19 protein-coding genes and 2 pseudogenes are annotated in these 23775 nt (G+C 70.5%); 16 read left to right on the forward strand and 5 right to left on the reverse strand.

Going from position 1 to position 23775, the window contains the following annotated elements:
* Nucleotides 1-5: 5 nt before the first annotated feature.
* The gene (locus tag ACIBEI_RS39895; RefSeq protein WP_398895566.1) at nt 6-809 is read left to right on the forward strand and encodes a peptidyl-tRNA hydrolase; all 804 of its coding nucleotides are present in this window, start codon (nt 6-8) and stop codon (nt 807-809) included.
* A gap of 29 nt (nt 810-838) precedes the next feature.
* On the opposite strand, the gene ACIBEI_RS39900 is transcribed toward ACIBEI_RS39895, so the two are convergent.
* Both ACIBEI_RS39900 and ACIBEI_RS39905 read right to left on the reverse strand, forming a co-directional pair.
* Complete coding sequence (locus ACIBEI_RS39900; protein ID WP_398895567.1) at nt 839-1705, reverse strand: class I SAM-dependent methyltransferase; 867 nt, start codon at nt 1703-1705, stop codon at nt 839-841.
* A 113-nt stretch (nt 1706-1818) separates the two neighbouring features.
* A complete protein-coding gene (locus ACIBEI_RS39905) occupies nt 1819-2442 on the reverse strand; it encodes a helix-turn-helix domain-containing protein (protein WP_398895569.1) in 624 nt (207 codons plus the stop codon).
* 152 nt (nt 2443-2594) lie between these two features.
* On the opposite strand from ACIBEI_RS39905, the gene ACIBEI_RS39910 reads away from it, so the two are divergent.
* A complete protein-coding gene (locus tag ACIBEI_RS39910; protein ID WP_398895570.1) occupies nt 2595-4214 on the forward strand; it encodes an MFS transporter in 1620 nt (539 codons plus the stop codon).
* Between the two features lie 25 nt (nt 4215-4239).
* Here ACIBEI_RS39910 and ACIBEI_RS39915 read toward each other — a convergent pair whose 3' ends face one another.
* Nucleotides 4240-5079, reverse strand: coding sequence for a GntR family transcriptional regulator (locus tag ACIBEI_RS39915; protein ID WP_398895571.1), 840 nt, complete (start codon nt 5077-5079; stop codon nt 4240-4242).
* A gap of 261 nt (nt 5080-5340) precedes the next feature.
* Between ACIBEI_RS39915 and ACIBEI_RS39920 the strand changes: the two genes are divergently transcribed.
* The 5 genes from ACIBEI_RS39920 to ACIBEI_RS39940 all read left to right on the forward strand — a co-directional run bounded on the left by ACIBEI_RS39920 (nt 5341) and on the right by ACIBEI_RS39940 (nt 11607).
* A complete protein-coding gene (locus tag ACIBEI_RS39920) occupies nt 5341-6609 on the forward strand; it encodes an extracellular solute-binding protein (protein WP_398895572.1) in 1269 nt (422 codons plus the stop codon).
* Between the two features lie 55 nt (nt 6610-6664).
* The gene (locus ACIBEI_RS39925; RefSeq protein WP_398895574.1) at nt 6665-7654 is read left to right on the forward strand and encodes a carbohydrate ABC transporter permease; all 990 of its coding nucleotides are present in this window, start codon (nt 6665-6667) and stop codon (nt 7652-7654) included.
* Complete coding sequence (locus tag ACIBEI_RS39930; protein ID WP_398895576.1) at nt 7651-8493, forward strand: carbohydrate ABC transporter permease; 843 nt, start codon at nt 7651-7653, stop codon at nt 8491-8493. The genes ACIBEI_RS39925 and ACIBEI_RS39930 overlap by 4 nt, the downstream gene beginning before the upstream one ends.
* Before the next feature lie 77 nt (nt 8494-8570).
* A complete protein-coding gene (locus ACIBEI_RS39935; protein ID WP_398895577.1) occupies nt 8571-10106 on the forward strand; it encodes a beta-N-acetylhexosaminidase in 1536 nt (511 codons plus the stop codon).
* A gap of 73 nt (nt 10107-10179) precedes the next feature.
* Nucleotides 10180-11607: a cellulose binding domain-containing protein gene (locus ACIBEI_RS39940; RefSeq protein ID WP_398895578.1), complete on the forward strand. Its 1428-nt coding sequence runs from the start codon at nt 10180-10182 to the stop codon at nt 11605-11607.
* Between the two features lie 155 nt (nt 11608-11762).
* On the opposite strand, the pseudogene ACIBEI_RS39945 reads toward ACIBEI_RS39940, so the two are convergent.
* Nucleotides 11763-12231 (reverse strand): annotated as a pseudogene (locus ACIBEI_RS39945) (transposase); the annotation flags it as partial.
* Nucleotides 12232-12396: 165 nt separating this feature from the next.
* Nucleotides 12397-12711: pseudogene (locus ACIBEI_RS39950) on the reverse strand (GbsR/MarR family transcriptional regulator); the annotation flags it as partial.
* Nucleotides 12712-12859: 148 nt separating this feature from the next.
* Here ACIBEI_RS39950 and ACIBEI_RS39955 point away from each other — a divergent pair.
* From ACIBEI_RS39955 to ACIBEI_RS39995, 9 genes are all read left to right on the forward strand, one after another.
* Nucleotides 12860-14464: an ABC transporter substrate-binding protein gene (locus ACIBEI_RS39955; protein ID WP_398895579.1), complete on the forward strand. Its 1605-nt coding sequence runs from the start codon at nt 12860-12862 to the stop codon at nt 14462-14464.
* Between the two features lie 22 nt (nt 14465-14486).
* A complete protein-coding gene (locus ACIBEI_RS39960) occupies nt 14487-15989 on the forward strand; it encodes a M14 family zinc carboxypeptidase (protein WP_398895581.1) in 1503 nt (500 codons plus the stop codon).
* Nucleotides 15986-16909, forward strand: coding sequence for an ABC transporter permease (locus ACIBEI_RS39965; RefSeq protein WP_189841284.1), 924 nt, complete (start codon nt 15986-15988; stop codon nt 16907-16909). Before ACIBEI_RS39960 ends, ACIBEI_RS39965 begins: the two co-directional genes overlap by 4 nt.
* On the forward strand, nt 16902-17816 hold the full coding sequence (locus ACIBEI_RS39970; RefSeq protein WP_398895583.1) for an ABC transporter permease: 915 nt from the start codon (nt 16902-16904) through the stop codon (nt 17814-17816). The genes ACIBEI_RS39965 and ACIBEI_RS39970 overlap by 8 nt, the downstream gene beginning before the upstream one ends.
* Before the next feature lie 7 nt (nt 17817-17823).
* Nucleotides 17824-18858, forward strand: a complete 1035-nt coding sequence (locus ACIBEI_RS39975) for an ABC transporter ATP-binding protein (RefSeq protein ID WP_398895584.1) — start codon at nt 17824-17826, stop codon at nt 18856-18858.
* Entirely contained in the window at nt 18848-19855 is a 1008-nt protein-coding gene (locus ACIBEI_RS39980) for an ABC transporter ATP-binding protein (protein WP_398895586.1), read from the forward strand. Before ACIBEI_RS39975 ends, ACIBEI_RS39980 begins: the two co-directional genes overlap by 11 nt.
* Before the next feature lie 75 nt (nt 19856-19930).
* Entirely contained in the window at nt 19931-20584 is a 654-nt protein-coding gene (locus ACIBEI_RS39985; RefSeq protein ID WP_398895587.1) for an FMN-binding negative transcriptional regulator, read from the forward strand.
* The gene (locus ACIBEI_RS39990) at nt 20581-22158 is read left to right on the forward strand and encodes an amidohydrolase family protein (protein WP_398895589.1); all 1578 of its coding nucleotides are present in this window, start codon (nt 20581-20583) and stop codon (nt 22156-22158) included. The genes ACIBEI_RS39985 and ACIBEI_RS39990 overlap by 4 nt, the downstream gene beginning before the upstream one ends.
* Nucleotides 22159-22439: 281 nt before the next feature.
* Complete coding sequence (locus ACIBEI_RS39995) at nt 22440-23636, forward strand: glycoside hydrolase family 64 protein (protein ID WP_398895590.1); 1197 nt, start codon at nt 22440-22442, stop codon at nt 23634-23636.
* Nucleotides 23637-23775: the final 139 nt, after the last annotated feature.

Here is a 23775-nt window from a genome sequence, read left to right on the forward strand (position 1 = left end):
AGGGCGTGAGCAGCGACCAGACGACCGCCTCCGGTGCCGACGCGGGGGACACCCCTCAGGACTCCCCGGACGGCACCCCGAAGGACAGCCCCTTCCGGCACGAGCGGACCGCCCGCGACGAGGCGCCGCAGTACGTGCTGCCCCTGGTCGTCCGCATCGAGCGGAACGAACCGCCGGGGCGTACGGACGCGCTGGAGACCGCGGCCCGAGCCGTCCTGGTGATGCTCGGCGACGAGCGGTCGCTGGGTGACGGGGAGTGGGCGCAGGCGATGCGGGACTGGCAGGACGCCCGGATCCGCAAGGTCGTCCGGCGGGCGCGCGGCGCCGAGTGGCGGCGGGCCGAGGCGCTGCCCGGCATCACTGTCACCGGCAAGTCGGCCGAGGTCCGGGTCTTCCCGCCGGTCCCGCTCGACGGCTGGCCCAAGGACCTGGCACGTCTCCAGGTCTCCGGCACGGACCTGGACGACCCGGAGCCGCCGGGGGACGCCGACCCGGCGGCGCCCGTGCTCTGGATGAACCCGGACCTGGACATGTCGGCCGGCAAGTCGATGGCACAGGCGGGCCACGGCGCCCAACTGGCCTGGTGGGAGCTGTCGGACGAGGACCGCACGGCCTGGCGCGAGGCGGGCTTCCCCCTTACGGTCCGCACCGCCGCCCCCGCCCGGTGGACCGAACTCACCACGAGCGGACTGCCGTTGGTGCGCGACGCGGGTTTCACGGAGATCGCTCCGGGGACGACGGTCGCCGTCGAGGGGTACGAGCGCGTCCACGCCCTCCGGCCGGACCACGTGCACCGGTCGGCCGACTAGAACACTCGCGTCCCCACGGACAGTAAGGGTCAGGTGCGGCGCGCGGCCCACACCGCGCGCTCGGTGCGCACGCCGAGGTCGGTGCGGCGCAGGACACTGTGCGCACTGTCGGTGTCGAGGAGTCGGTCGAGAGCGGTCAGGTCCTCGGCCGTCAGGGCCGATGCGGCGCTGCCGCGCAGGCGGCGCAGACTGCTGAGCGCGTAGCGGCCCACCGCGTCGGTGTGGGGCGGGCCGATGTCGACCGTGACAGTGCGTTCGCCCTCAACCGTGAACCGGGCTTCCGTCAGCTTGGTTCGCCAGTCGGCGCCGCGGTGGGGCACGCGCTCGGCGTGGTGGTGGTCGAGTGCGGCATGGCAGCGATCCTCAAGGCCGGGGGCCTCTTCCGGGGCGTCGGCCGGCAGGAACCGGGGGAAGCCGGCCAGCTCGACGAGGGCGAACAGCCCGCCCGGTGCCAGCAGGTCGTGGACCTGGCGCAGGGTGCGGTCGGGGTCGGACATGTGGTGCATGGAGGCCGATGCCCAGACCAGCTCCGGTGTGCCGAGGTCGGGCCACTCCGGCGCGTCGAGGTCGGCCCGCACGACGCGCAGACGGCCGGCCGCTCCGGCCGCCTTCTCCTGGAGGCGGTGCAGATGGGCTGCTGAGACGTCGACCGCCGTCACCTCCGCCCCGGGAAAGCGATCGAGCAGAGCGAGGCTGCCGGCTCCGGTCCCGCAGCCCAGATCCACGATGTGGCGGGGGCCGGCCCCCACGGGCAACCAGGCGGTGATGGACGCGATGTGTTCGGCGAGTACGTCCGCGTCCAGGTCGAGGATCTCCGAGTGGTCGCCTGCGTCGTGCTCGTACTCGTACTCGTACTCGTGAACATGGCTCGCTGTGTGCGGGGAGGCGTGGTTCATGCGGCCAAGCTAGGCGGGCCGTTCGCGTCCGGCCTGGTGGCTTCCGGAACGCGCAAGACGATGACCGGCTGAGCTGCGGAACACGCAAACGGTCGCGCGCGCCGCGCAAACGGTCACGGTGCCGCAGACGGTGGCTGAGACGGTGTCTGAGACGAGCGGTTCGCCTTCCCCGCATCCTCGCGGCGCTGGTGGCCCCGGCGGGCGTCACGGTCGAAGATGCCGAGGATCTCGCACGGTCCGCCCTCGGCACCGATGGCGTGCGGAAGCATCGTGGTGAACTCCGCCGCCTGGTTGGTCTCGATCCGCAGGCGCCGGTTGCCCAGGAGCAGGACCGCGGTGCCGGAGAGGACGACGAGCCATTCGCGGCCCGGGTGGGCGCGCATCCGCGCGGGATTGTCGGGCGGCGGGTCGGTCATGCGCTGCCGTACGACGGTCATGCCGGGCTCCGCCTTGATGGGCCAGCGCATCAGCCCGTGGGACGCGTCGATCATCGGGTTGGAGATGACGTCGTCCGTACCGGTCTCGACCAGCTGGTCGAGGGAGGTGTCCAGGGCACGGGCCAGGGTGACGAGCTGGTCCAGGGCGAGGCGGCGCTGGCCGGTCTCGATGCGGCTGAGCGTGGACTGGCTGACCTGGGCGCGGGTGGCCAGCTCCTCCAGGGACCAGCCCTGGGCCACACGGAGGGCGCGGATGCGTTTGCGTACCAGGCTGTCCAGCTCGCCATTGTCTTGCGTCATAGGCAACATCGTATGCCAGCGTGGCAAGAAGCGCCTAGCGTCGTTCCTGTTCGGCCCCGCAGTCCGCGAGGACTGGGCCCACCCCTGTCACCCATCCCCCTTGGCGCTCCGGCGCCGATATCCGCATGCCTCTTGAGAATCCCGAGGAATCCATGAGTACGAACCAGGCTCCCGAAGCGAGCCCCGGCCCGAGCGGCGCAAGCACGCCCGGAGCCCCCGGCGAGAGCGTGCCCGACGCTCGTCAACGTCGCACGATCCTGATCGCCGTCTGTGTCGCGCTGATGGCCGTCATCGCGTCGGTGTCCGGGCTCAACGTCGCCCAGCCCGACCTCGCCGTCGCCTTCGACGCCTCCCAGAGCACGGTCCTGTGGATCATCAACATCTACACGCTGAGCCTGGCCGCACTCCTGCTGCCGCTGGGCGCGATCGGCGACCGCTTCGGCCGCAAGCCCATGCTGCTCACCGGCCTGACCGTGTTCGGCGTCGCCAGTGCGGTGGCGGGTCTGGCCCCGTCGACCGAGGTCATGCTCGCCGCTCGGCTGCTCGGCGGAGTGGGCGCGGCGATGATCATGCCGATCACGCTCGCCGTCATCACCTCGACGTTCCCCAAGGAGGAACGGGGACGGGCGATCGGGGTGTGGACCGGTGTGGCCGGCGGTGGTGGCGTCCTGGGCATGTTCCTCTCGGCCGCCCTGGTCGACGCGGTGAGCTGGCGGTGGCTGTTCGTCCTGCCCATCGCGCTCGTCGTGGTCGCCCTCGCCATGACGCTGCGGTCCGTCCCCAACTCCCGCGAGAGGTCCGGGCACGCCTTCGACACGGTCGGCGCGCTGACGTCCGTCGTCGCGGTGGTCGGGCTCATCCTCGTCCTCCAGGAAGGCCCCGAGCGGGGCTGGACCGCCCCCGCGACCCTGACCGGCCTGACCGTCGGGGTCATCGCCGCCATCGGCTTCGTAACCTGGGAACTGCGCCGTCGGGATGCCGCGCTTCTGGACGTACGCCTGTTCCGTGAGCGCGGCCTGGCCGGGGGTTCGATCACGCTGTTGGTGGTCTTCGGGGTCCAGGCGGGCATCTTCGTGGTCCTCTTCCCGTTCTTCCAGGCCGTTCTCGGCTGGTCGGGGCTGCTGTCCACCCTGGCGCTGATGCCCATGGCCCTGGCGATGATGACGGCCTCCGGACTCGCCCCGCGGCTGGCCGTGCGTGTCGGCCCCCGGGCGACCATGGCCACCGGCATCCTCCTGGCCGGTGCCGGTCTGGCGCTCATGGCCGCCGTCGTCTCCGTCGACGGCGGCTATCCGTCCGTCCTTCCCGGGATGCTCGCCATGGGCATCGGCATGGGCCTGTCGATGACGCCCTCCACCGAGGCCATCACCAGTGCCCTCCCCCGGGAGCGCCAAGGCGTCGCGTCCGCGCTCAACGACGTCACCCGCGAGTTCGGCACCGCGCTCGGTGTCGCCCTGCTCGGAGCGCTTCTGTCCGCCGGCTACCGCGACGCCATCGACTCCCGGCTCGCCGGTGTTCCCGAGGGCCCGGCCGACACCGCGCGCGAAGGTGTCGCCAACGCGCTCGACGCCGCGCCCCAGGCCGGCGCCCATGCGCGGTCGCTGGTCCGCGCCGCCCAGGAGTCGTTCGTCGACGGCTGGCAGAACGCCATGTGGGCAGGGGTCGCCGTCATGGCCGCCCTCTTCGTCCACGTCCTCGTGCGAGGGCCTCAGCAACCCACGGGCACACCGGCGAGCGAATCGGAAGCGGCGGCCGACGCGATCGCTCCGTAACTCCGGACCACCACGAGAAGCCCGCTCACGGCGCCGACTGGATGTCCCCCCGCGTGGAGGACGCGATGGTGTCACGGTGTGCGAAGTCGCCCGGCGGGATGCCGGGGTGGTGTCCGAGCCGGGACGACGGCGCCGTCGCCGAGGGGTCGAGGGTGAGCCGCGAGACGATGCGGTAGCGGTCGCCGCGGTAGATCGAGTGGACGTACTCGACGGGCTGTCCCGTGGTGTCCGAGGTGAGCCGCTCGAAGAGCAGCGCGGGGGACAGCTCGGGAACGTCGAGCAGTTCGGCCTCGGCCCGCGTGACGACGGTCGGCTCGATCGCCTGCACGGCCTCCTGGACGTACACGCCGTGCTGTTCGCGCAGGTGCTCGTACAGGTCGCCGGCCTCCAACTCCTCGGCGGACAGGGTCGGTACCAGATCGGCCCTGATGTGCAGATGCTCGATGGCCATCGGGGCGCCGTCGACCAGCCTCAGCCGTGCCACGTACACGATCTCGGCGGCGGGTGAGATGCGCAGCTTGCGCCCCACGCGGGCGCCGGCCGCGAAGGTGGTGAACTCCAGGAGGCGGCTCGACCAGGCCCCGGAGGCCCGGGGCGCCGTCATGGTCTGCTGGCCGGAGACGAGTTCCTGGGTGATCTTCTCGGGCGCCACGAACATGCCGCGGCCGTGTTCCCGCACCAGGAGACCCGCGGCGACGAGCTCGTCGACCGCCGCGCGCAGGGTCGGGCGGGACACACCCAGCCGGGCACAGAGGGCGCGCTCGGAGGGGATCGCGTCACCCGGGCGCTGCGACTCGACGAGATCGAGGATGAAGTCGCGGACCCGCTCCCGTTTGAGGACCGCACCTGGTGCGTCTTCCTTCATGCCGTGCCCCCTCATGCGCGCCAGCCGCTTTACCAGTTGACCAGTGGTCGCGCGCAGCCGCCCCCCTGGTGGGGCGAAGTGTAACCGGTGCCGAACGGTGATCGCCCAGGTCCTGACTGGCCCAGGTGTCAAAAACCCAGTGGGCACAGGGGGTTGACGCCGCTCATTGGTCTATGCCAGTTTCGTCCCCGCATCAAGAGGTGAGCTGTCCAGTGGGCTTCACTGGTCAGGTGGTTGGGTCATGTCCTCCAGAGGTGAACCGTGAAGCTCCGCTTGTTTGCCGGTGTGTCCGTGCTTGTGATGACCGCCGGGCTGAGTGCCTGCAGCAGTTCCTCCGACGACTCCGGCGGCAGTTCCGGCGGGAGCACCACCATCGATGTCTGGCTGATGCGCGACAGCGTCTCGGCCGAGTTCCAGAAGGACTTCGTCAAGGGCTTCGAGGCCGCTCACCCGGACATCGACGTCAAGGTGCAGATCCAGGAGTGGGACGGGATCGGCGAGAAGGTCACGGCGGCCCTCGCCAGCAGTGACGCACCGGACGTGATCGAGACCGGCAACACCCAGGTCGCCCAGTTCGCGCAGAGCGGTGGCCTGCTCGACCTCAGCGACAAGGTCGACGAACTCGGGGGCAAGGACTGGCTCAAGGGCCTCGCCGAGCCCGGCGCCTACGAGGGCAAGCAGTACGGCATCCCGTACTACGCCGCCAACCGCGTCGTCATCTACCGCACCGACCTCTTCAAGGAGGCGGGTGTCGACCCGGCCGCGATCAAGACCCGCGACCAGTGGATCGCGGCCACCAAGAAGCTCAACTCCGGTGACACGCAGGGCATCTATCTGCCCGGTCAGATGTGGTACGCCCTCGCGGGCTTCGTCTGGGACGAGGGCGGCGACCTCGCCACCGAGTCGGGCGGCAAGTGGCAGGGCGGCCTCGACACCCCCGAGGCGATCCGCGGCATGGAGTTCTACGCGAAGCTCCAGGCACTCGGCAAGGGCCCCAAGGACTCCGACGAGGACAGCCCTCCGCAGGCGGACGTCATGGCCAAGGGGAAGGTCGCCCAGGTCATTTCGACTCCCGGCGGCGCCAACGTCATCATCGAGAACAACCCCGAGCTGAAGGGCAAGCTCGGCTTCTTCCCGATCCCGGGCAAGACCGCCGACACACCCGGCGCGGTCTTCACCGGCGGCTCCGACCTCGTCATCCCGACGGCCTCCGCCAAGCAGGACGCGGCCTACACGTTCATCAAGGAACTCACCGGCGACGCCTGGCAGAAGAAGCTCGCCGTCGCCATGAGCTACGTCCCGAACAAGACCACCCTGGCCTCCGCGGTCGCCTCCGACCCGGGCGCCTCGGCCATGGCGGTCGGCGCCGCCGAGGGCCATGCCACACCCAACACACCGGGCTGGGCCGCCGTCGAGGCCAAGAACCCGATCAAGGACTACATGACGGCCGTTCTCACGGGAGGCGACGCCGAGAAGGAAGCCGCCACCGCGTCCGACGCCATCACCACGGCGATGAACTCCGGCTCCTGACCGCCAACGCACCGGAACCGCACCGGAACCGCCAACGCACCGGAGGAGGAGTGCCGTGTCGGCCGTCCGAGAGCAGACCGCGCCACACCCCCCACCGAGCACCCCCCGCCCCCGGCGCACCACCGGCCCAGGACGGCGCGGCCCGTCGAAGGACGGCGGCCGCGGGATCTGGCCGTACGTCCTGATCGCACCCGCCGTCCTGGGCACGCTCTACCTGCTCGTCTATCCCCTGGTCCGCGCCGTCGTGATCTCGCTGCAGGACTTCGGACTGCGTCAACTCATCCTGGGCGACGCGCGTTTCGTCGGACTCAAGAACTACGAGACGCTGCTCGGGGACAGCCGCTTCTGGGAGGTCGTGCGCCGCACGTTCCTCTTCATGGCGGTCAACGTCGTACTGATCATGGTGCTGTCCACGCTGGTGGCGCTGATGATCGAGCGGCTGGGCCGGTTCGGGCGGATCGCGGTTCTCAGCGCGCTGGTACTGACCTGGGCGATGCCCGTCATCGCGGCGACCACCGTCTTCCAGTGGCTGTTCCACTCGGAGTTCGGCATCGTCAACGCCGTCCTGACGGACCTGGGGTTCGAGTCCTTCGACCGCTACCCCTGGTTCGCGCACGGCCCGGCCGCCTTCGCCATCCTGGTCGCCCTCATCGTGTGGCAGTCCGTGCCGTTCGCGGCGATCACCCTCTACTCGGCCCTCACCACCGTCCCCACCGAGCTGTACGAGTCGGCGCGGCTCGACGGGGCGTCGGGGCCGCGGATCTTCCGCTCCATCACCTATCCGATCGTCCGGCCGATCTTCATGCTGGTGCTCTCGCTCGAAGTGATCTGGACCTTCAAGGCGTTCGTCCAGATCTGGGTGATGACCAACGGCGGGCCCGGCGACACGACCACGATCCTGCCCGTTTACGCGGTGCAGACCGCCCTGTCGAGCCAGCGCTACGACCTCGGCTCGGCGGCCTCCATGGTCACCGTCGTGCTGATGTCGGGCGTCCTCGTCCTCTACTTCCGCCAGATGTTCCGCCAGGAGGACGAGCTCTCATGAGCACCACCACCCGGCTCCGCGTCCGCCGACTGCCCCTGAACGCCGCCGCCGTGATCACGGTCGTAGTGTGCCTGTTCCCGGTCTACTGGATGGTCGCCACCGCGTTCACGCCGAGCCGCGACATCCAGTCCGACAACCCCCGGATCCTCCCGGAGAGCTGGACGCTCGACCACTTCCGCACGGCCGTCGGCGCCGACGGCTTCGGTCTGTTCTGGCGAAACAGCATCCTCGTGACACTGAGCGCCGTCGCGCTCGCCCTGGTCATCGCGCTCGGCGCCGCCTACGCGGTCGCCCGGATGAGGTGGAAGGGGCGCCGGCAGTTCGTCCTCATGGTCTTCATCGCCCAGATGGCGCCCTGGGAGTCGCTGATCATCCCGGTCTACATCATCTCCCGGGACACCGACATGCTCGACCGGCTGCCGACCCTGACCCTCGTCTACTTCATGATGACGCTGCCGTTCACCCTCATCGTCCTGCGCGGTTTCATCGACACGATCCCCCCGGAGCTGGAGGAGTCCGCGCAGGTCGACGGCTGCACCCGGATCGGCGCGTTCCGGCACATCGCGTTCCCGCTCCTCGCCCCGGGCCTGATGGCCACCTCGCTGTTCGGCTACATCACCGCCTGGAACGAGTTCACGTACGCCAACTTCCTGATCATCAAGCAGCAGGACAACCGCACCCTGCCCGTGTGGCTGTCCTCGTTCCAGAACGTGTTCGGCACCGACTGGGGCGCCACCATGGCCGCCTCGACCCTCTTCGCCGCCCCGGCACTCGTGGTGTTCCTGGTGCTCCAGCGCCATGTCACCTCGGGCTTCGCCGCCGGCGCGGTCAAGGGCTGACCCCGCACAGCCCCACCGCACAGTCCCCCGCACACACCCCCCGCAGTCCCCCGCGAGCTTCGTTCCGGAGGCGATCCGTGCCCGCACACCCGTCCGCAATCACCCTCGTCCCCCGCCCCACCGAGACCGTGCTGCGGCCGGGGTACTTCACGCTGGACGACGACACCGCCCTGAGCATCGGCGCAGGCACCGAACAGGCCGCGGAGCTGCTGCGGACCCTGCTCGCCCCCGCCACCGGACTGGCCCTGCCACCGTCCCCGAGCGGGCAGTTGAAGCTGGCCATCGACTCCGGCCTCGGCGGCAGCCTGGGCGACGAGGGATACGTCCTCACGATCGCCCCGGACGCCATGCTGCTGCGCGCCGCGCACCTCACCGGTCTGCTGCGCGGTATCCAGACGATCCGTCAACTCCTGCCCCCACAGGCCCTGTCGGAGACTCCGCAGGGCGACACTCCGTGGCGGCTGCCGTGCTCCGAGATCACCGACCAGCCCCGTCACCCCTGGCGCGGCGCGATGCTGGACGTGGCCCGCCACTTCCAGCCGGTCTCCTATCTGCGCCGGTACGTCGACGTGCTGGCCCTGCACAAGATCAACGTGTTCCATCTGCATCTCACCGACGACCAGGGCTGGCGCATGCCCGTCGCCGCCCGCCCCAAGCTCACCGAGATCGGCGGCCATCGCGCCGAGTCCCAGACGGGCCCGGCCGGCAGCGGCACGTACGACGGCGTCCCGCACGGTGGGGCGTACACGCGGGCCGAACTCTCCGGTCTGGTGCGGTACGCGGCCGCTCGCGGCGTCACCGTCATGCCGGAGATCGAGATGCCGGGGCACGTACGCGCCGCCCTCGCCGCCTATCCCTCGCTGGGCAACCGCCCGGAGCGCACCCTCGACGTCTGGACGCGCTGGGGTGTGTGCGACACCGTCCTCGGTGTCCACGACGAGGTCCTCGACTTCTGCCGCACGGTCCTCGAAGAGGTCATGGACGTCTTCCCGTCGCCGTACATCCACGTCGGCGGCGAGGAGTGCCCCACCGCCGAGTGGACGCACAGTGTCGCCGCGCGCGAACGAGCGGTCGCGGAGGGCCTGCCGAACGCCGAGGCGCTGCACGGGTGGTTCCTCGGGCAGATCGGCGACTTCCTCGTCCGCCGCGGACGCCGGCCGGTCGGCTGGGCCGAGACCGGGGCCGAACTGCCCCTGGACTTCACCGTGATGACCTGGCGCGACCCGTCCCACACCCTGACCGCGGCCCGCCGCGGCCACCCCGTGATCAACGCGTACCACCGGGCCACGTACCTCGACTACGTCCAGTCCGACGACCCCCACGAGCCGCCTGCCCAGCCCGGCACCGTCGTCGATCTGCGCGCGGTCCACGCCCACGACCCCGTCCCCGAGGACGCGGACGCCGAGGCGGCCGGGCGGGTGCTCGGCACCCAGACCCAGCTGTGGACCGAGTTCGTCACGACACCCGCCCACATCGAATACCTCACCTATCCGCGGCTGTGCGCCCTCGCCGACCGCGGCTGGAGCGGCGCGACCGACTGGGCCGACTTCCGTGCCCGGCTCGGCGAGCACACCGCCCGGCTGGACGCGCTCGGCATCCACCGCCACCCCTGACATCGCCCCCTCACACCACCCCCGACCCTGTCCGTTCCGGGAATCACCCCCACCTTTCTGGAGAGGAACAACGATGAGATTCGCGAAGAAGAGGCTGCGCGCCACCGCACACACCGCCGTCGCCGTGGCCATGGGCGCAGCCGCGCTCACGGCACTCCCCACCACCGCGAGCGCAGCCGCCGACGGGCTGAGCGTCCAGTACCGTACGAGCGCCACGGGAGCCTCCGCCGACCAGGCCGAACCCTGGTTCAAGGTGACGAACACCGGTGCCAGCACAGTGCAGTTGGCGAACACCAAGATCCGGTACTACTTCAAGGCCGACTCCGCGAGCGCCACCTACCGCTTCGCCTGTTCCTGGGCCGTCAAGGGCTGCGCCAACGTCACGGGCACCTTCGGCACACTCGCCAACCCGACCGCCACGGCCGACCGTTACCTGGAGATCGGCTTCACCTCCGGTGCCGGTTCCCTCGCTCCGGGCGCCGACACCGGCGACCTGCAACTGCGCTTCTACCAGTCGAACTGGGCGTCGCTGAACCAGAGCGACGACTACTCCTTCGGCGCCTCCCGGACGTCGTACGGCGACTGGACCAAGGTCACGGCCCAGCTGGCCGGCACGCTGCTGTGGGGTCAGGCCCCGGCGGGCAACGGGCCGACGGATCCGCCCACCGACCCGCCGACCGATCCTCCGGCCGAGGGCGCCGCGCTGTTCGACGACTTCAACTACACCGGCCACACCGACCCGAGGATCTCGGCGAACGGCTGGAACGTGCGCTCCAACTCCGGTGGCCCCGGCGTGCCCGGCGCCACCTGGGCGCCCGAGAACATCACCTTCGCCACCACCGGCGGCAACTCCATCATGAACCTGGAGACCTCGACCGCCGGCACCGCGGCGAGCACCGAGCAGACCGAGATCCTCACCAGGTCGATGAAGTTCAAGAACGGCACCTACGCGGCCCGCGTCAGGTTCAACGACGCGCCCAAGTACGGCCCGGACGGCGACCGCCTCGTCCAGACGTTCTTCACCATCAACGACCTCCAGGCACCGATGGCGGACAACTACGCCGAGTACGACTTCGAGTACCTGCCCAACGGCGGCTGGGGCGAGCCGGCCAACATCCTCTACACGACGTCCTGGGAGACCTACCAGGCCGACCCGTGGGTGGCGGTCAACCAGCACACCGAGGCCCGCCAGAGCTTCAGCGGCTGGCACGACCTGGTGCTGACCATCGACAACAGCACCATCAAGTACTACCTCGACGGGCAGCTCTTCGGCACCCACGGCGCCCAGTACCTGCCGGAGCGGCCGATGTCGATCAACTTCAACCAGTGGCTGATCGACCTCGCGGGCCAGACCAGCACCACCGCGCGGGCGTACGACCAGCAGGTCGACTACGTCATGCACGTCAAGGACCAGGTCCTCACTCCGGCCCAGGTCACCGCCAAGCTGAACGCGTACCGCAGCGCGGGCACCAGGTTCGAGGACACCGTCCCCGGCGTCTGACCGGCCCCTGACCGCCCCGGGGCCGGTCTGGCCGCCCCGGACCGGTCACCCTCCGCTGCCGGGCCGGCGGCTCGCGGCCGCCTCGACGATCGTCGAGCACCAGGCGAGGTCCGCGGCGTCCACGGGCGCCGCGGACAGGGCGTCGAGCCAACGCCGCCACAGGTCCGCCCTGCTCCACGCGGTGAAGCGGCGGTGCGCGGTGGAGTGCGAGATCCCGAACTGCGCCGGGAGCTGCTGCCAGCTGCAGCCCGAGGTGAGCACGTAGACGACGGCGGTGAACGCCGCGCGTTCGTTCGCGGAGCCGGAGGCAGGCCCGGTGGCAAGCAGCGGTTCCGCGGCGGCCCACAGCGCGTCCGGTACGAGATGCCGTGCCAGGACCGGGCTCAGCGTGGCGGAGAGGTGCTCGCGGATCTCCTCGTCGTCCGCCGGCGCGGACGCCGACGACGGCTCCCCGACGGCCGGGCCGCCCTGCTCCGGGAACCCGACTGTCCGGTCCGTGGTCTCGCCGGTGGGCCGGTCCGTCGGCCGGTCCGTCGCCTGGTCGGCGGCCTGGGACCGGTATGTCCGCCACTGCTTCAGCAGCTCGTGGTGGCTGCCCCGGAGCCAGCGCATGTAGTCGCGCATGTTGCCCAGACGGCGGCGCGGCGCCTCCTCCTCCGGGCCGAGCAGTTCGAGGGCCCGCTCGGCGAGCTGCTCCTGCCGGTTCAGGTGGCGCCGTTCACCGGCCAGGAAGCTGCCCCACACGTCGTCGTCGACGCGGAAGTAGTGGCTGCGTTCTCCCGGCACGGCATGCCGCCTGATGAACCCCGCCTCGACGAGACGGCGGGTCGCCAGTGAGACGGAGCCCGCGCTGACCCGCAGGGCGGCGGCCAGATCCGCCGAGGAGACGTACGGAACGTCTGTGATGAGCAGGTATGCGATGACACGGCCGTCCATCCGGCTGCTCCCGGCCGCCTCCCAGACCAGCCCGACCTCCTCCACGAACGACTCCCGGCTCCAGCCGCCACTGTCCTGATGTCCGGAGCCGTCGAGCTGTCCGGAGCTGTCGTACGTGGTGCTGGCTGGCGCCTCGCCCGGCATTGATTCCTCCTCGTAAACTTTCATCTCATCTTAAAAGTTTCGCAGCTTTGCATTGACATGGCATCTCAGCGACGCCCAGTATCCCGGTACGCGCCCTGGTGAGCACCCGGCAGCCCAGGCCCTTTTCCTGAGGCCGGGCCATGGCGCGCCCCTGCTCTCCCATGGAGTCGTCGTGCCCAGATCACCCATGTTCACAGCCCCGGCGAGCCTATCGCTGGCCCTCGTTCTCGCCCTCGCCGCTTCCGGTTGCTCCAGCGGCGCGAAGAGCGGCGGCGGTACGACGAAGGCCGGCGGCTTCTCGGTCGCCGTCGCCGAACCCGACCATCTCACCCCGGGCCGCAGCACCGTCGGCTGGGACCAGCTGCGCGTGCTCTTCGCCCCGCTGGTCAAGGTCGACGCCAAGGGCGCGATCAGTTACGTACAGGCGAAGTCGGTGACCTCCACCGATGCCCGGCACTGGACCATCAAGCTCCGTTCCGGCTGGAAGTTCCACAACGGTGAGGCCGTCACCGCGCAGAGCTACGCCGACGCCTGGAACGCCACCGCCTACGCCCCCAACGGCTGGGCCGGCAACGGCCAGCTCACCGGTATCGAGGGCTACGCGGCCCTCAACCCGGCCAAGGGCAAGCCGAAGACCAAGACCCTGTCGGGCGTGAAGGTCGTCGATGCCACGACACTGAACGTCACGCTCACCAGCCCGGACAGCCAGTTCCCGCTCCAGCTCACCCCGAGCCAGCTCGGCTTCTACCCGATGCCGAAGGCCGCGTTCACGGATCCCAAGGGCTACGACAAGAAGCCGATCGGCAACGGCCCGTTCAGGATGACCTCCGCCTGGAAGGCCGACGAGGGCACCACGGTCAGCGCCTACGCGGCGTACCGGGGGCCGAAGCCGAAGTCGTCCGAGATCACCTTCAAGAGCTACGCCGACCTCAACACCGCGTACACCGACGTGCAGGCGGGCAACATCGACCTGGCCTATGTGCCGGTCAGCAAGTACGGCCAGGCCAAGGCCGACTTCGGGGACCGGCTGCACACGTACGACGCGCCGTCGCTGGAGTTCATGGGCCTGCCGCTGCAGGACAAGAGGTTCGACGACGTCCGGCTGCGCAAGGCGCTGTCCATGGCGATCGACCGGTCCGCGGTCAACAAGGCCATCTACGGCGGGCTCTACACCCCGGCCACCTCCCTCACTCCGTCCTCCGAGGTCGGCGCCGAGACCGGCATCTGCGACGCCTGTGCGTACGACCAGGCCGCGGCGAAGAAGCTGCTCAAGGAGGCGGGCGGCTGGTCCGGGAAGCTGACGATCACCTACCCGGGCGGGCTCGGCCTCGACGAGCTCTACAAGGCGGTCGCCAACCAGCTCAGGCAGAACCTGGACATCCCCGATGTCAGGGCCCAACCGACCGCCGACTGGGCGGAGTTCAGCGAGAAGGCGTTCGGCGGGAAGATCACCGGACTCAACCACGCGCACTGGGGCGCCCTCTACCCGAGCATGCAGGCGACCCTGCGCGGCATCTTCACCAAGGCCGGCGGTTGCCAGGTCTGCAGCCACTACAGCGACGGCGACGTCGACAAGCTGCTCCAGCAGGCGGACGGCGCGGCCGACACCACCGCGGCCGCGAAGCTCTACAACGACGCGCAGAAGCGCATCCTCCAGGACTTCCCCGTGATCCCGCTCTTCTACGGCAGCTACATCTACGCCAGCACCCCCAAGGTGACCGGGGTGACCGTGGGCCCGGCCGACGTCGAGCTCACCCGGATATCCGTCGTCGGCTGACCGTCCGGCATCCCGTGACGCCGTGCACGTACGCGTACGACGGCACCCGCACCCCCGTACCCCCGACACCCCGGAGATCCGCACCAGCATGACCGCCGCGACATCCGAGCAGTCCGCCCCCGCCATGCCGTCCCCCGGGAACTGGGTACGGCACGCGGCGACCGTCCCCGAGACCCACGCCTACCCGGCCGTGGACGAACTCCTCACCGCCTTCAGGGAGTTGGCGAAGGCTCACCCCGGCCTGGTGACCGAGAGCCGGATCGGCACCTCGACCCTCGGCGAACCCCTGTACTGCTTCACGGTGGGTGAAGGACCCGCGAGCCTCACGACGGACGGGGACGGCGGATACGTCGTCGTCGGCGGGGTGCACCCCAACGAGCCGGTCGGCGCGGTGACCGCCCTGCACCTGGCCAGGGCCCTGTGCGAAAGCCCGGAACTGCGCGGGCACTTCGGCGGGGCCTGGCACATCGTGCCCTGCATCGACCCGGACGGGGCCCGGCTCAACGAGGGCTGGTTCGCCACCCCGACCGACAAGCGCAACTACGGGCGCCACTTCTACCGGCCCGCCGGCAACGAACAGGTCGAGTGGACCTTCCCGTTCGCCTACAAGAAGGCGTGGTTCGACCGCGTACTGCCCGAAACCCTGGCGCTGATGCGGCTGTTGGACGCCACCCGGCCGCGCTTCCTGACCACCCTGCACAACTGCGAGGCGGGCGGCGTCTATTACTACATGAACCGTCCGGCCCCGGAGCTGTACGGAGTCCTGACCGAGATACCGGCCTCCCTCGGTATGCCGCTGGCGACCGGCGAACCCGAGGCCGCCCACGCCCCGGTCTACTCCCCCGCCGTCTACGGCTGCATCGACATGAAGGACGCGTACGACTACCTCGAAGGGCTCGGCGTCGACGCCGCAGCGAAGATCGCGGGCTCGTCGAGCGCCGCGTACGCCGAGCGCTACGGCACCTTCTACTTCGTCACCGAGGTCCCGCACTGGAGCCATCCGGACGCCGACGACAACACACCCATCGAACAGCGCCACGCCGACGTGGTCCGGAGCCGGGCGCGGGCGCTGGGCGAGGCCGGGACGTTCCTCGGCGGCATCCTCGACGCGGCGAACCCGCATCTCACCATCCAGTCCCCGTTCCTGCGGGCGGTCCGCGAGTTCGTACCGTCGCTGGCCGAACTCGCCACCATGGAGTCGGCCCGCGCCGACGGACTGCCCGACCGTGCCGCCACGGTCTCCGAACGCTTCGACTGCGAGGCCGGTGTGCACAGCCTCCGCGTCCGCTTCGGTGGCATGCTGCTGCGCGCCCTCAACGCGGAAGTGGTCGCGGGCACCGCCACCCCCGAAGTGCGCCGCTGCCACCGGGAGTTGCTGGAGACGTACGAGGTATGGGAGCGCGCGGCCGGCCCGGCGACGGGCGAGCCGATCGCGATCTCGACGCTGGCCGGGATCCAGTACGGGGCGCTGCTGGCCGCCGCCGACCACGCCCGCGCCCGTGACATCACGGGGGACCCCGGATGACGTACCTCATACGCCGCCTGCTGGAGGCGCTGCTCGTCTTCTTCGGCATCAGCCTGGTCATCTACGCGATGACGTACGTCCTGCCGGGCGACCCCATCGCCGCGCTCGCCGGCGACCGGCCGCTCGCTCCGAGCGTGGCGCGGGCCCTGCGTGAACAGCACCACCTCGACGATCCGTTGCTGGTCCAGTACGGCCACTATCTGGCCGGGCTCTTCCACGGCGATCTCGGGACCGACTTCAGCGGGCGATCGGTCGCCGAGCAGATGGCCGACCGCTGGCCGGTCACGCTGAAGCTGGCGCTGACCGCCTGGGGGATCGAGGCGGTCGTCGGCATCGGGCTCGGGGTGCTCGCCGCGCTGCGCCAGGGGACCTGGACGGACCGTACGGTGCTCGCGTTCACGATCGGCGCCACCTCCGTGCCGGTGTTCGTGCTCGCGTACACCGCGCAGGTCGTCCTCGGCGTGCAGCTGGGGTGGTTCCCGGTCGCCGGGAACACCGACGGCTGGCCGACGAGCTATCTGCTGCCCGCGCTGTGCGTCGCGGCCTTCGGACTGGCGTCGGTGTCCCGGCTGGTCAGGGCCGAGGTGATCGAGAACCTGCGCGCCGACTACGTACGCACCGCCGTCGCCAAAGGCCTCACGCGGCGCCGGGTGGTCGGCGTCCACGTGCTGCGCAACTCCCTCATCCCGGCCGTCACCTACCTCGCCATCGACCTCGGCTACCTGCTCGGCGGCACCGTGATCATCGAGGGCGTCTTCAACCTCCCCGGCATCGGCCAGCTGCTCTTCCAGGCCATCCGCGCCCACGCCGGACCGACGGTGGTGGGGGTGTCGACCGCTCTGATCCTGATCTTCCTGGCCGCGAGCGTCCTGGTCGACCTCCTCAACAGCCTCCTGGACCCGAGGATCCGCCATGACTGACGCCACTCTCTCCCCTGAAAAGCTTGGGACACAAGGGACTTCGGCCGAGGCTTCGTACCAGCCCCCACGGGGCACCTGGCACGAGCTGCGCCGCAGGCCGGTGTTCCTCCTCACCGGCGGCTGCGCCCTTCTGCTCCTCCTGCTCGCCGCCGCGCCGGGACTCTTCGCGGGCTGGTTCGGCCACGGCGACCCGACCGTCTGCGACCTCGGCCACAGCGCCCAGGGACCGGCCTCCGGACACCCCTTCGGATACGACGTCCAGGGCTGCGACCTGTACGCCAACGTCATCCACGGAGCGGGCGCCTCGCTCGGCGTCGGCCTGCTCGCCACCGGCCTCGGACTCGGCGTCGCACTCGGCCTCGGCTGCCTCGCCGGGATGGCAGGGCGGATCGTCGACAGCGTGATCGCCCGGATCACCGACGTCTTCCTCGGCTTCCCGTTCCTGCTCGGCGCGATCGTCGTCCTCAACAGCTTCACCACCCGGGACGTACCGACCGTGGCCGGGGTGCTGGCACTCTTCGGCTGGCCGACCATGACCCGGGTGGTACGGGCGTCGGTTCGGTCGGTGCGCGAGGCCGACTACGTGGTGATGGCCCGCAGCCTCGGCGCGAGCCAGTGGCACATCGTGCGCAGACACGTCCTGCCGAACGCCCTCACACCGGTCCTCGTCCTCGCCACCATCACGGTCGGCGGCGTGATCGTCGCCGAGGCCGCGCTGACGTTCCTCGGTGTCGGGCTCCAACCCCCCTCGATCTCCTGGGGACTTCAGCTCGCGGGAGCCCAGAACTCCTTCCAGACCCACCCGCACCTGCTGATCTTCCCCGGGCTGTTCCTCTCCTTCACCGTCTTCGTGCTCATCACCTTCGGCGACACCGTGCGTGACGCCCTGGATCCGAGAGGCCGGTGACCCCCTCATGGACCACACGACCAACCACACGACCGTGAAATCCCCCCTGGACGCACCGCTGTTGGACGTCCAGGACCTCACCGTCGACGTGCTCTCCCGGTCCGGCGCCGCCCAACGCGTCGTCCACGGAGTCTCGTTCACCCTCCACGAGGAGGAGACCCTCGCGCTGATCGGCGAGTCCGGGTCCGGCAAGAGCATCTCCGCGATGGCCGTGATGGGCCTGCTCCCGGCCACCACCGCCCGGGTCGGCGGCAGCGCCCGTCACCGGGGCACGGACCTGCTGACCCTGCCCGAGGACGAGTTCCGTGCGCTGCGCGGCAGGCGCATCGCGATGGTCTTCCAGGACGCCCTGTCCGCCCTCAACCCCACGCTCACCGTGGGCTTCCAGATCGCCGAGACGATACGGGCCCACGAGGGCGTCGGCCGCCGCGAGGCCCGTGCAAGGGCCGTCGAGCTGATGGCCCGGGTCCGCATCCCCGACCCGGCGCGCCGCTACCGCGACCACCCCCACCAGTTCTCCGGCGGCATGCGGCAACGCATCATGATCGCGATGGCGGTGGCGCTCAGCCCCGACGTCCTCATCGCCGACGAGCCCACCACCGCCCTGGACGTCACCGTGCAGGCACAGATCATGGAACTGCTCGCCGAACTCCGCGAGGAGACCGGCTCCGCCCTGCTGCTGATCACCCACGACCTGGGACTCGCCGCGGGCACCGCCGACCGGGTCGCCATCATGTACGCCGGGCGCATCCTGGAACAGGCCCCGGTCCAGGAGCTGTACGACCGGCCCGCACACCCCTACACCCGGGGACTGCTCGCCGCCGTGCCCCGCCTCGCCGGGGGCGCCGACGACCTCAACCCGATCCCGGGCAGCCCGCCGGGCCCCGGTCTGCTGCCCGCCGGCTGCGCCTTCCATCCGCGCTGCCCCGACGTCGGCGAACGCTGCGCGACACAGGAGCCGATGCTGCTCCCGGCCCTCCCCGAGCCGCCCGCGCGCCTCGTCGCCTGCCACTACCCGCTGGAGGTCTCCGGTGCCCGATGACGTCCCGGCCGACGCCGCGCTGCTGGAAGCCCGCGGTCTGGTCAAGCACTACAAGATCGGCGGGCTCGTGGCCGGGGGCCGGCGCCGGGCCACGGTCAAGGCCGTGGACGGCGTCGACCTGACCCTGCGGCGGGGCTCGACCCTCGGCCTCGTGGGCGAGTCCGGCTGCGGCAAGTCGACCCTCACCCGCCTGCTGATGGCGCTGGACCGGCCCACCTCCGGCACCGTGCTCGTCGAGGGCCGGGACCTGCTCGCCCTGCCGTCGGCCGAACTCCGCCGCCGCAGGCGCGACATCCAGCTGGTCATGCAGGACCCGTACACCTCCCTCGATCCCCGGATGACGGCCCTGGAGATCGTCCGTGAGCCGCTCGACATCCACCGCGACCTGATGCCGAAGAAGGAACGCGCCTCCTGGGCCCACGAGTTGCTGCACATGGTCGGGCTCGACCCCGGGCACGCGCACCGCCACCCCCACCAGTTCTCCGGCGGACAGCGCCAGCGCCTCGGCATCGCCCGGGCGCTCGCGCTGCGACCGAAGATCCTGGTCTGCGACGAGCCGGTGTCCGCGCTCGACGTCTCCGTCCAGGCCCAGGTCATCAACCTCCTCAAGCAGCTGCAACGCGAGTTCGGACTGTCATACGTCTTCATCGCGCACGATCTGGCCGTGGTGCGGCACGTCGCCGACGAGGTCGCCGTCATGTATCTGGGGCGGATCGTCGAGCACGGCGACCGCGACACCGTCTACTCCCGCCCCGCGCATCCGTACACCCGGGCGCTGCTCTCGGCCGTTCCTGATCCGGACCCGCGCGGGCGGGGCGCCACCGGCCGCATAGTGCTGCAGGGCGACCCTCCCAGCCCGACCCGGCCACCCACCGGCTGCGCCTTCCACACGCGCTGCTGGAAGAGCGAGGAGATCTGCGTGGCTCAACAGCCTGTTCCGGCCCCGGAGTCGACCGTCGGACGGCGGCAGGTCTCCTGCCACTTCCCCGAGAACTGACGGCCCCACAACCGACGGCCCAGAATCAATGGCCGAGAATCAATGGCCGAGAACTGACAGGACGGAACAGCGCACATGCTGGAGCAGGAGATCTTCCGGGTCGACGACCCCGGACGGATCCGTGATCTCGCGAGAGCCCACCCCTGGGCCACCCTGATCACTCACACTCCCGACCGCGGACTGGTCGTCTCCCACCTGCCGGTCCTGGTCGACGACTCGCGCCAGGACACCGGGAACACCGGTGACACCCGGGATTCCGGCTGCACGCTCCTCGGCCACCTCGCCAGGGCCGACGCCAGGAAGCACGAACTCGGCTCCCACGAGGTCGTCGTCGTGATCCAGGGGCCGCACGGCTACATCTCGCCGAGCTGGTACGGAGAGACACCCCACGTCCCGACCTGGAACTTCACGGTCCTGCACGTCCACGGCCGCCCCGAGGTCCTCGACCCGGCGGACACCTACGACGTGCTGTCCGCCACCGTCGACCACTTCGAGGACCGCCTTCCCCAGCCATGGCGGCTGGCCCGCGTGGAGAGTTACGCCCATCGGATCGCCGCCGCCGTCACCGGATTCCGGCTGCCCGCCACGAAGGTGACGGCCAAGGCGAAACTCAGTCAGGACGAGCGCGAGGAGATCGTCCTCCGCCTCGCCGGGGCCCTCGAATCCGGCCGGCCGTACGCCGTTCCCGAACTCGCCCGCGCCATGCGCGACATCCGGAGGAAGCCGTGACCAACCCGAACAGCGTGACCGACTCGAACACCGTGACCGGCCCGAACAGCGTGACCGGCCCGGACAGCGCAGCGCCCGGCGCCCCCTCGGCCGCCGCCGAGCCGCTCACCCTGCGCCGCGTCCACCTCGGCGCGGGCGGACCGCTGAGCGACGTCCGTATCGAGTCAGGTCTCGTCAGGGCCGTCTTTCCGCCGGGCGAATCACCACGCGCGGACGGGCGGAACCTCGACCTCGACGGCCGTACGCTGCTGCCGGGACTGTGGGACTCACACGTACACATGGTCCAGTGGGCGGGCCTGCGCCGACGGCTCGACGTGTCCGGCGCCGGGTCGGCGAGGGAAGCCGCGGAGGCCACAGGCCGGCAGGCGGCCACGCTGCCACCCGGGGAGCCCATGATCGGCCATGGCTTCCGCGACGGACTGTGGCCGGACGCGCCCCACAAGGACCTGCTCGACGCCCTCATCCCGGACCGCCCGGCCCTGCTGATCAGCATGGATCTGCACTGCGCCTGGCTCAACTCGCCCGCACTCGCCCTGGTGGACCGCGGCGACCACCCCACCGGACTGCTGCGCGAGGACGAGTGCATGCGGGCCATGGCCGAACTCCCCACCGCCCCGGTGGAGTTGACGGACCAGTGGGTACAGGACGCCTGCCTCGCCGCCGCCGCGCGCGGGATCACCGGCATCGTCGACTTCGAGTACGCCGACAACATCGCGGACTGGACCCGCCGAATGAACGGCGCCCCGGTGCCGCTCCGCGTGGCCGCCTCCATCTGGTCCCCGCAGCTGGAGGCGGCGATCGGGCGAGGGCTCCGCACCGGCCAGACCCTGGACACCCCCGGCGGGCTGCTGGAGGTCGGGCCGTTCAAGCTGCTCACCGACGGCTCGCTCAACACCCGCACCGCGCTGTGCCACGAGGCGTACCCGGGCGCGGTCCCCGGCGAGCCCGGCTCCCACGGACTGGAACAACTGCCCCCGCAGGAGCTGGTGTCACTGCTGCGCCACGCCTCCTCCCACGGGATCGAGCCCGCGGTCCACGCGATCGGGGACCGCGCCAACGAGATGACCCTCGACGCGTTCGAGGCGGTGCGCTGCCACGGCCGCGTCGAGCACGGCCAGTTGCTCGCCCTCAAGGACATCCCGCGCTTCGCCGAACTGGGCGTCACCGTGAGCATCCAGCCCACCCACGCCGTGGACGACCGGGACGTCGCCGACCGGCACTGGGCGGGCCGGACCCACCGGGCGTACGCCTTCGCCGACCTGCTCGACGCCGGGGCCGTCCTGGCGCTCGGCTCGGACGCCCCGGTCGCCACGCTCGACCCCTGGCTGACCATGGCGTCCGCCGTGACGCGGACCGGCGACGAGCGCCCGCCGTGGCACCCGGAGCAGCGGATACCGGTGGCGGCCGCCCTCGCCGGCTCGTCCCGGGGGCAGCGGCTGATCCGGGTCGGCGACCGGGCGGACCTGGTGGTGACCGACGCCGATCCGCTCACCGCGGACGCCCGGACCCTGCGCGAGATGCCGGTGTACGGCACGCTGCTCGCCGGTGCCTGGACCCACGGCCCGTCGATGTGACCGGTTCGCCGTGACCCGTTCACCGTGACCGGTTCGCCGTGACCCGTTCGCCGTGACCGGTTCGCCGCGGCCCGTTCGCCGCGGCCTGTTCCGGCCCGACGATGACCATCTTGGTCTAGACCTTGACGTGTCCCACTCATGAGGCCCACTCTGAGAGCGCTCTCAAACGACCGGAAGGGGCCACGCCGCCCTTGCCTCCCCATGGCGGGACGCTGCCCCCGACCATCCGTCCGTCGCATTTCGACTCCGGTGGGAGAAGCCCACCTGGCAGGAGGACGAGCGTGCTTGCCCTACGGAAAGCGCTGGTGGCCCTGGTCGCCGCGGCAACCGTCACCGCGGGACTCACGACGGTGGGCCCCGCATCCCGCGCCGAAGCCGCGGTGCCCACGACCATCCCGCTGGAGATCAAGAACACCTCCGGGCGCGGCGATCAGGTGTACATCTACAACATCGGGACCCTGCTCTCGACCGGCCAGCAGGGCTGGGCCGACGCGAACGGCACGTTCCACGCCTGGCCCGCCGGCGGCAACCCGCCGACCCCCGCGCCCGACGCGTCGATCGCCGGACCGGCCAACGGCCAGACCAAGACGATCCGGATGCCCAAGTTCTCCGGCCGGGTCTACTTCTCCTACGGCCAGAAGCTCGTCTTCAAGCTGACCACCGGCGGTCTCGTACAGCCCGCGGTGCAGAACCCGTCCGACCCGAACGTGAACATCCTCTTCAACTGGACCGAGTACACGCTCAACGACGCCGGACTGTGGATCAACAGCACACAGGTCGACATGTTCTCGGCGCCGTACGCGGTCGGCGTCAAGAACACCGCCGGCGCCGTCAAGAACACCGGTCACCTGAAGCCGGGCGGCTACAACGGGTTCTTCAACGCCCTCAGGGGCCAGCCCGGCGGCTGGGCCAACCTCATCAGGACCCGCTCCGACGGGACCATCCTGCGAGCCCTCGCCCCCGGCCACGGCATCGAGGCGGGCGCCCTGCCCGCCTCCGTCATGAACGACTACATCAACCGGGTGTGGTCCAAGTACTCCACCTCCACGCTGACGGTGACACCGTTCGCCGACCAGCCGGGCACCAAGTACTACGGCAGGGTCTCCGGCAACGTCATGAACTTCACCAACGGCTCCGGCGCCGTCGTCACCAGCTTCCAGAAGCCCGACTCCGACAGCATCTTCGGCTGCTACAAGCTGCTGGACGCGCCGAACGACCTGGTACGCGGCCCGATCTCCCGCACCCTGTGCGCGGGCTTCAACCGCTCCACGCTCCTGACCAACCCCAACCAACCCGACACGAGTTCCGCGGGCTTCTACCAGGACACCGTGACCAACCACTACTCGCGGAAGATCCACGCCCAGATGGTCGACGGCAAGGCGTACGGCTTCGCCTTCGACGACGTCGGCGCCCACGAGTCGCTCGTCAACGACAACAACCCGCAGACGGCGTACATCACGCTGGACCCGTTCAGCTGAGCGAGCCGAACCGACAGCGTGTCGGGGGGGGGGGGGGGGGGGGGGGGGGGGCGCCGCCCCCCCCCCCCACCAAAAAAAAAAAAAAAAAAAATAGCGCTGGGTGTTATAAACAACCTAGAGCCGCCCACCCCAAACACCG

Origin of the sequence: Streptomyces sp. NPDC050988 (assembly GCF_044456225.1) — a bacterium.
Taxonomy (GTDB): Bacteria; Actinomycetota; Actinomycetes; order Streptomycetales; family Streptomycetaceae; genus Streptomyces.

What these genes read in the sequence shown, in the direction of transcription:
- ACIBEI_RS39905 (WP_398895569.1), bottom strand. Translation starts at nt 2,442, where the DNA reads ATGACGCAAGACAATGGCGAGCTGGACAGCCTGGTACGCAAACGCATC.
- ACIBEI_RS39910 (WP_398895570.1), top strand. Translation starts at nt 2,595, where the DNA reads ATGAGTACGAACCAGGCTCCCGAAGCGAGCCCCGGCCCGAGCGGCGCA.
- ACIBEI_RS39985 (WP_398895587.1), top strand. Translation starts at nt 19,931, where the DNA reads ATGCTGGAGCAGGAGATCTTCCGGGTCGACGACCCCGGACGGATCCGT.
- ACIBEI_RS39975 (WP_398895584.1), top strand. Translation starts at nt 17,824, where the DNA reads ATGGACCACACGACCAACCACACGACCGTGAAATCCCCCCTGGACGCA.
- ACIBEI_RS39930 (WP_398895576.1), top strand. Translation starts at nt 7,651, where the DNA reads ATGAGCACCACCACCCGGCTCCGCGTCCGCCGACTGCCCCTGAACGCC.
- ACIBEI_RS39965 (WP_189841284.1), top strand. Translation starts at nt 15,986, where the DNA reads ATGACGTACCTCATACGCCGCCTGCTGGAGGCGCTGCTCGTCTTCTTC.
- ACIBEI_RS39940 (WP_398895578.1), top strand. Translation starts at nt 10,180, where the DNA reads ATGAGATTCGCGAAGAAGAGGCTGCGCGCCACCGCACACACCGCCGTC.
- ACIBEI_RS39900 (WP_398895567.1), bottom strand. Translation starts at nt 1,705, where the DNA reads ATGAACCACGCCTCCCCGCACACAGCGAGCCATGTTCACGAGTACGAG.
- ACIBEI_RS39970 (WP_398895583.1), top strand. Translation starts at nt 16,902, where the DNA reads ATGACTGACGCCACTCTCTCCCCTGAAAAGCTTGGGACACAAGGGACT.
- ACIBEI_RS39915 (WP_398895571.1), bottom strand. Translation starts at nt 5,079, where the DNA reads ATGAAGGAAGACGCACCAGGTGCGGTCCTCAAACGGGAGCGGGTCCGC.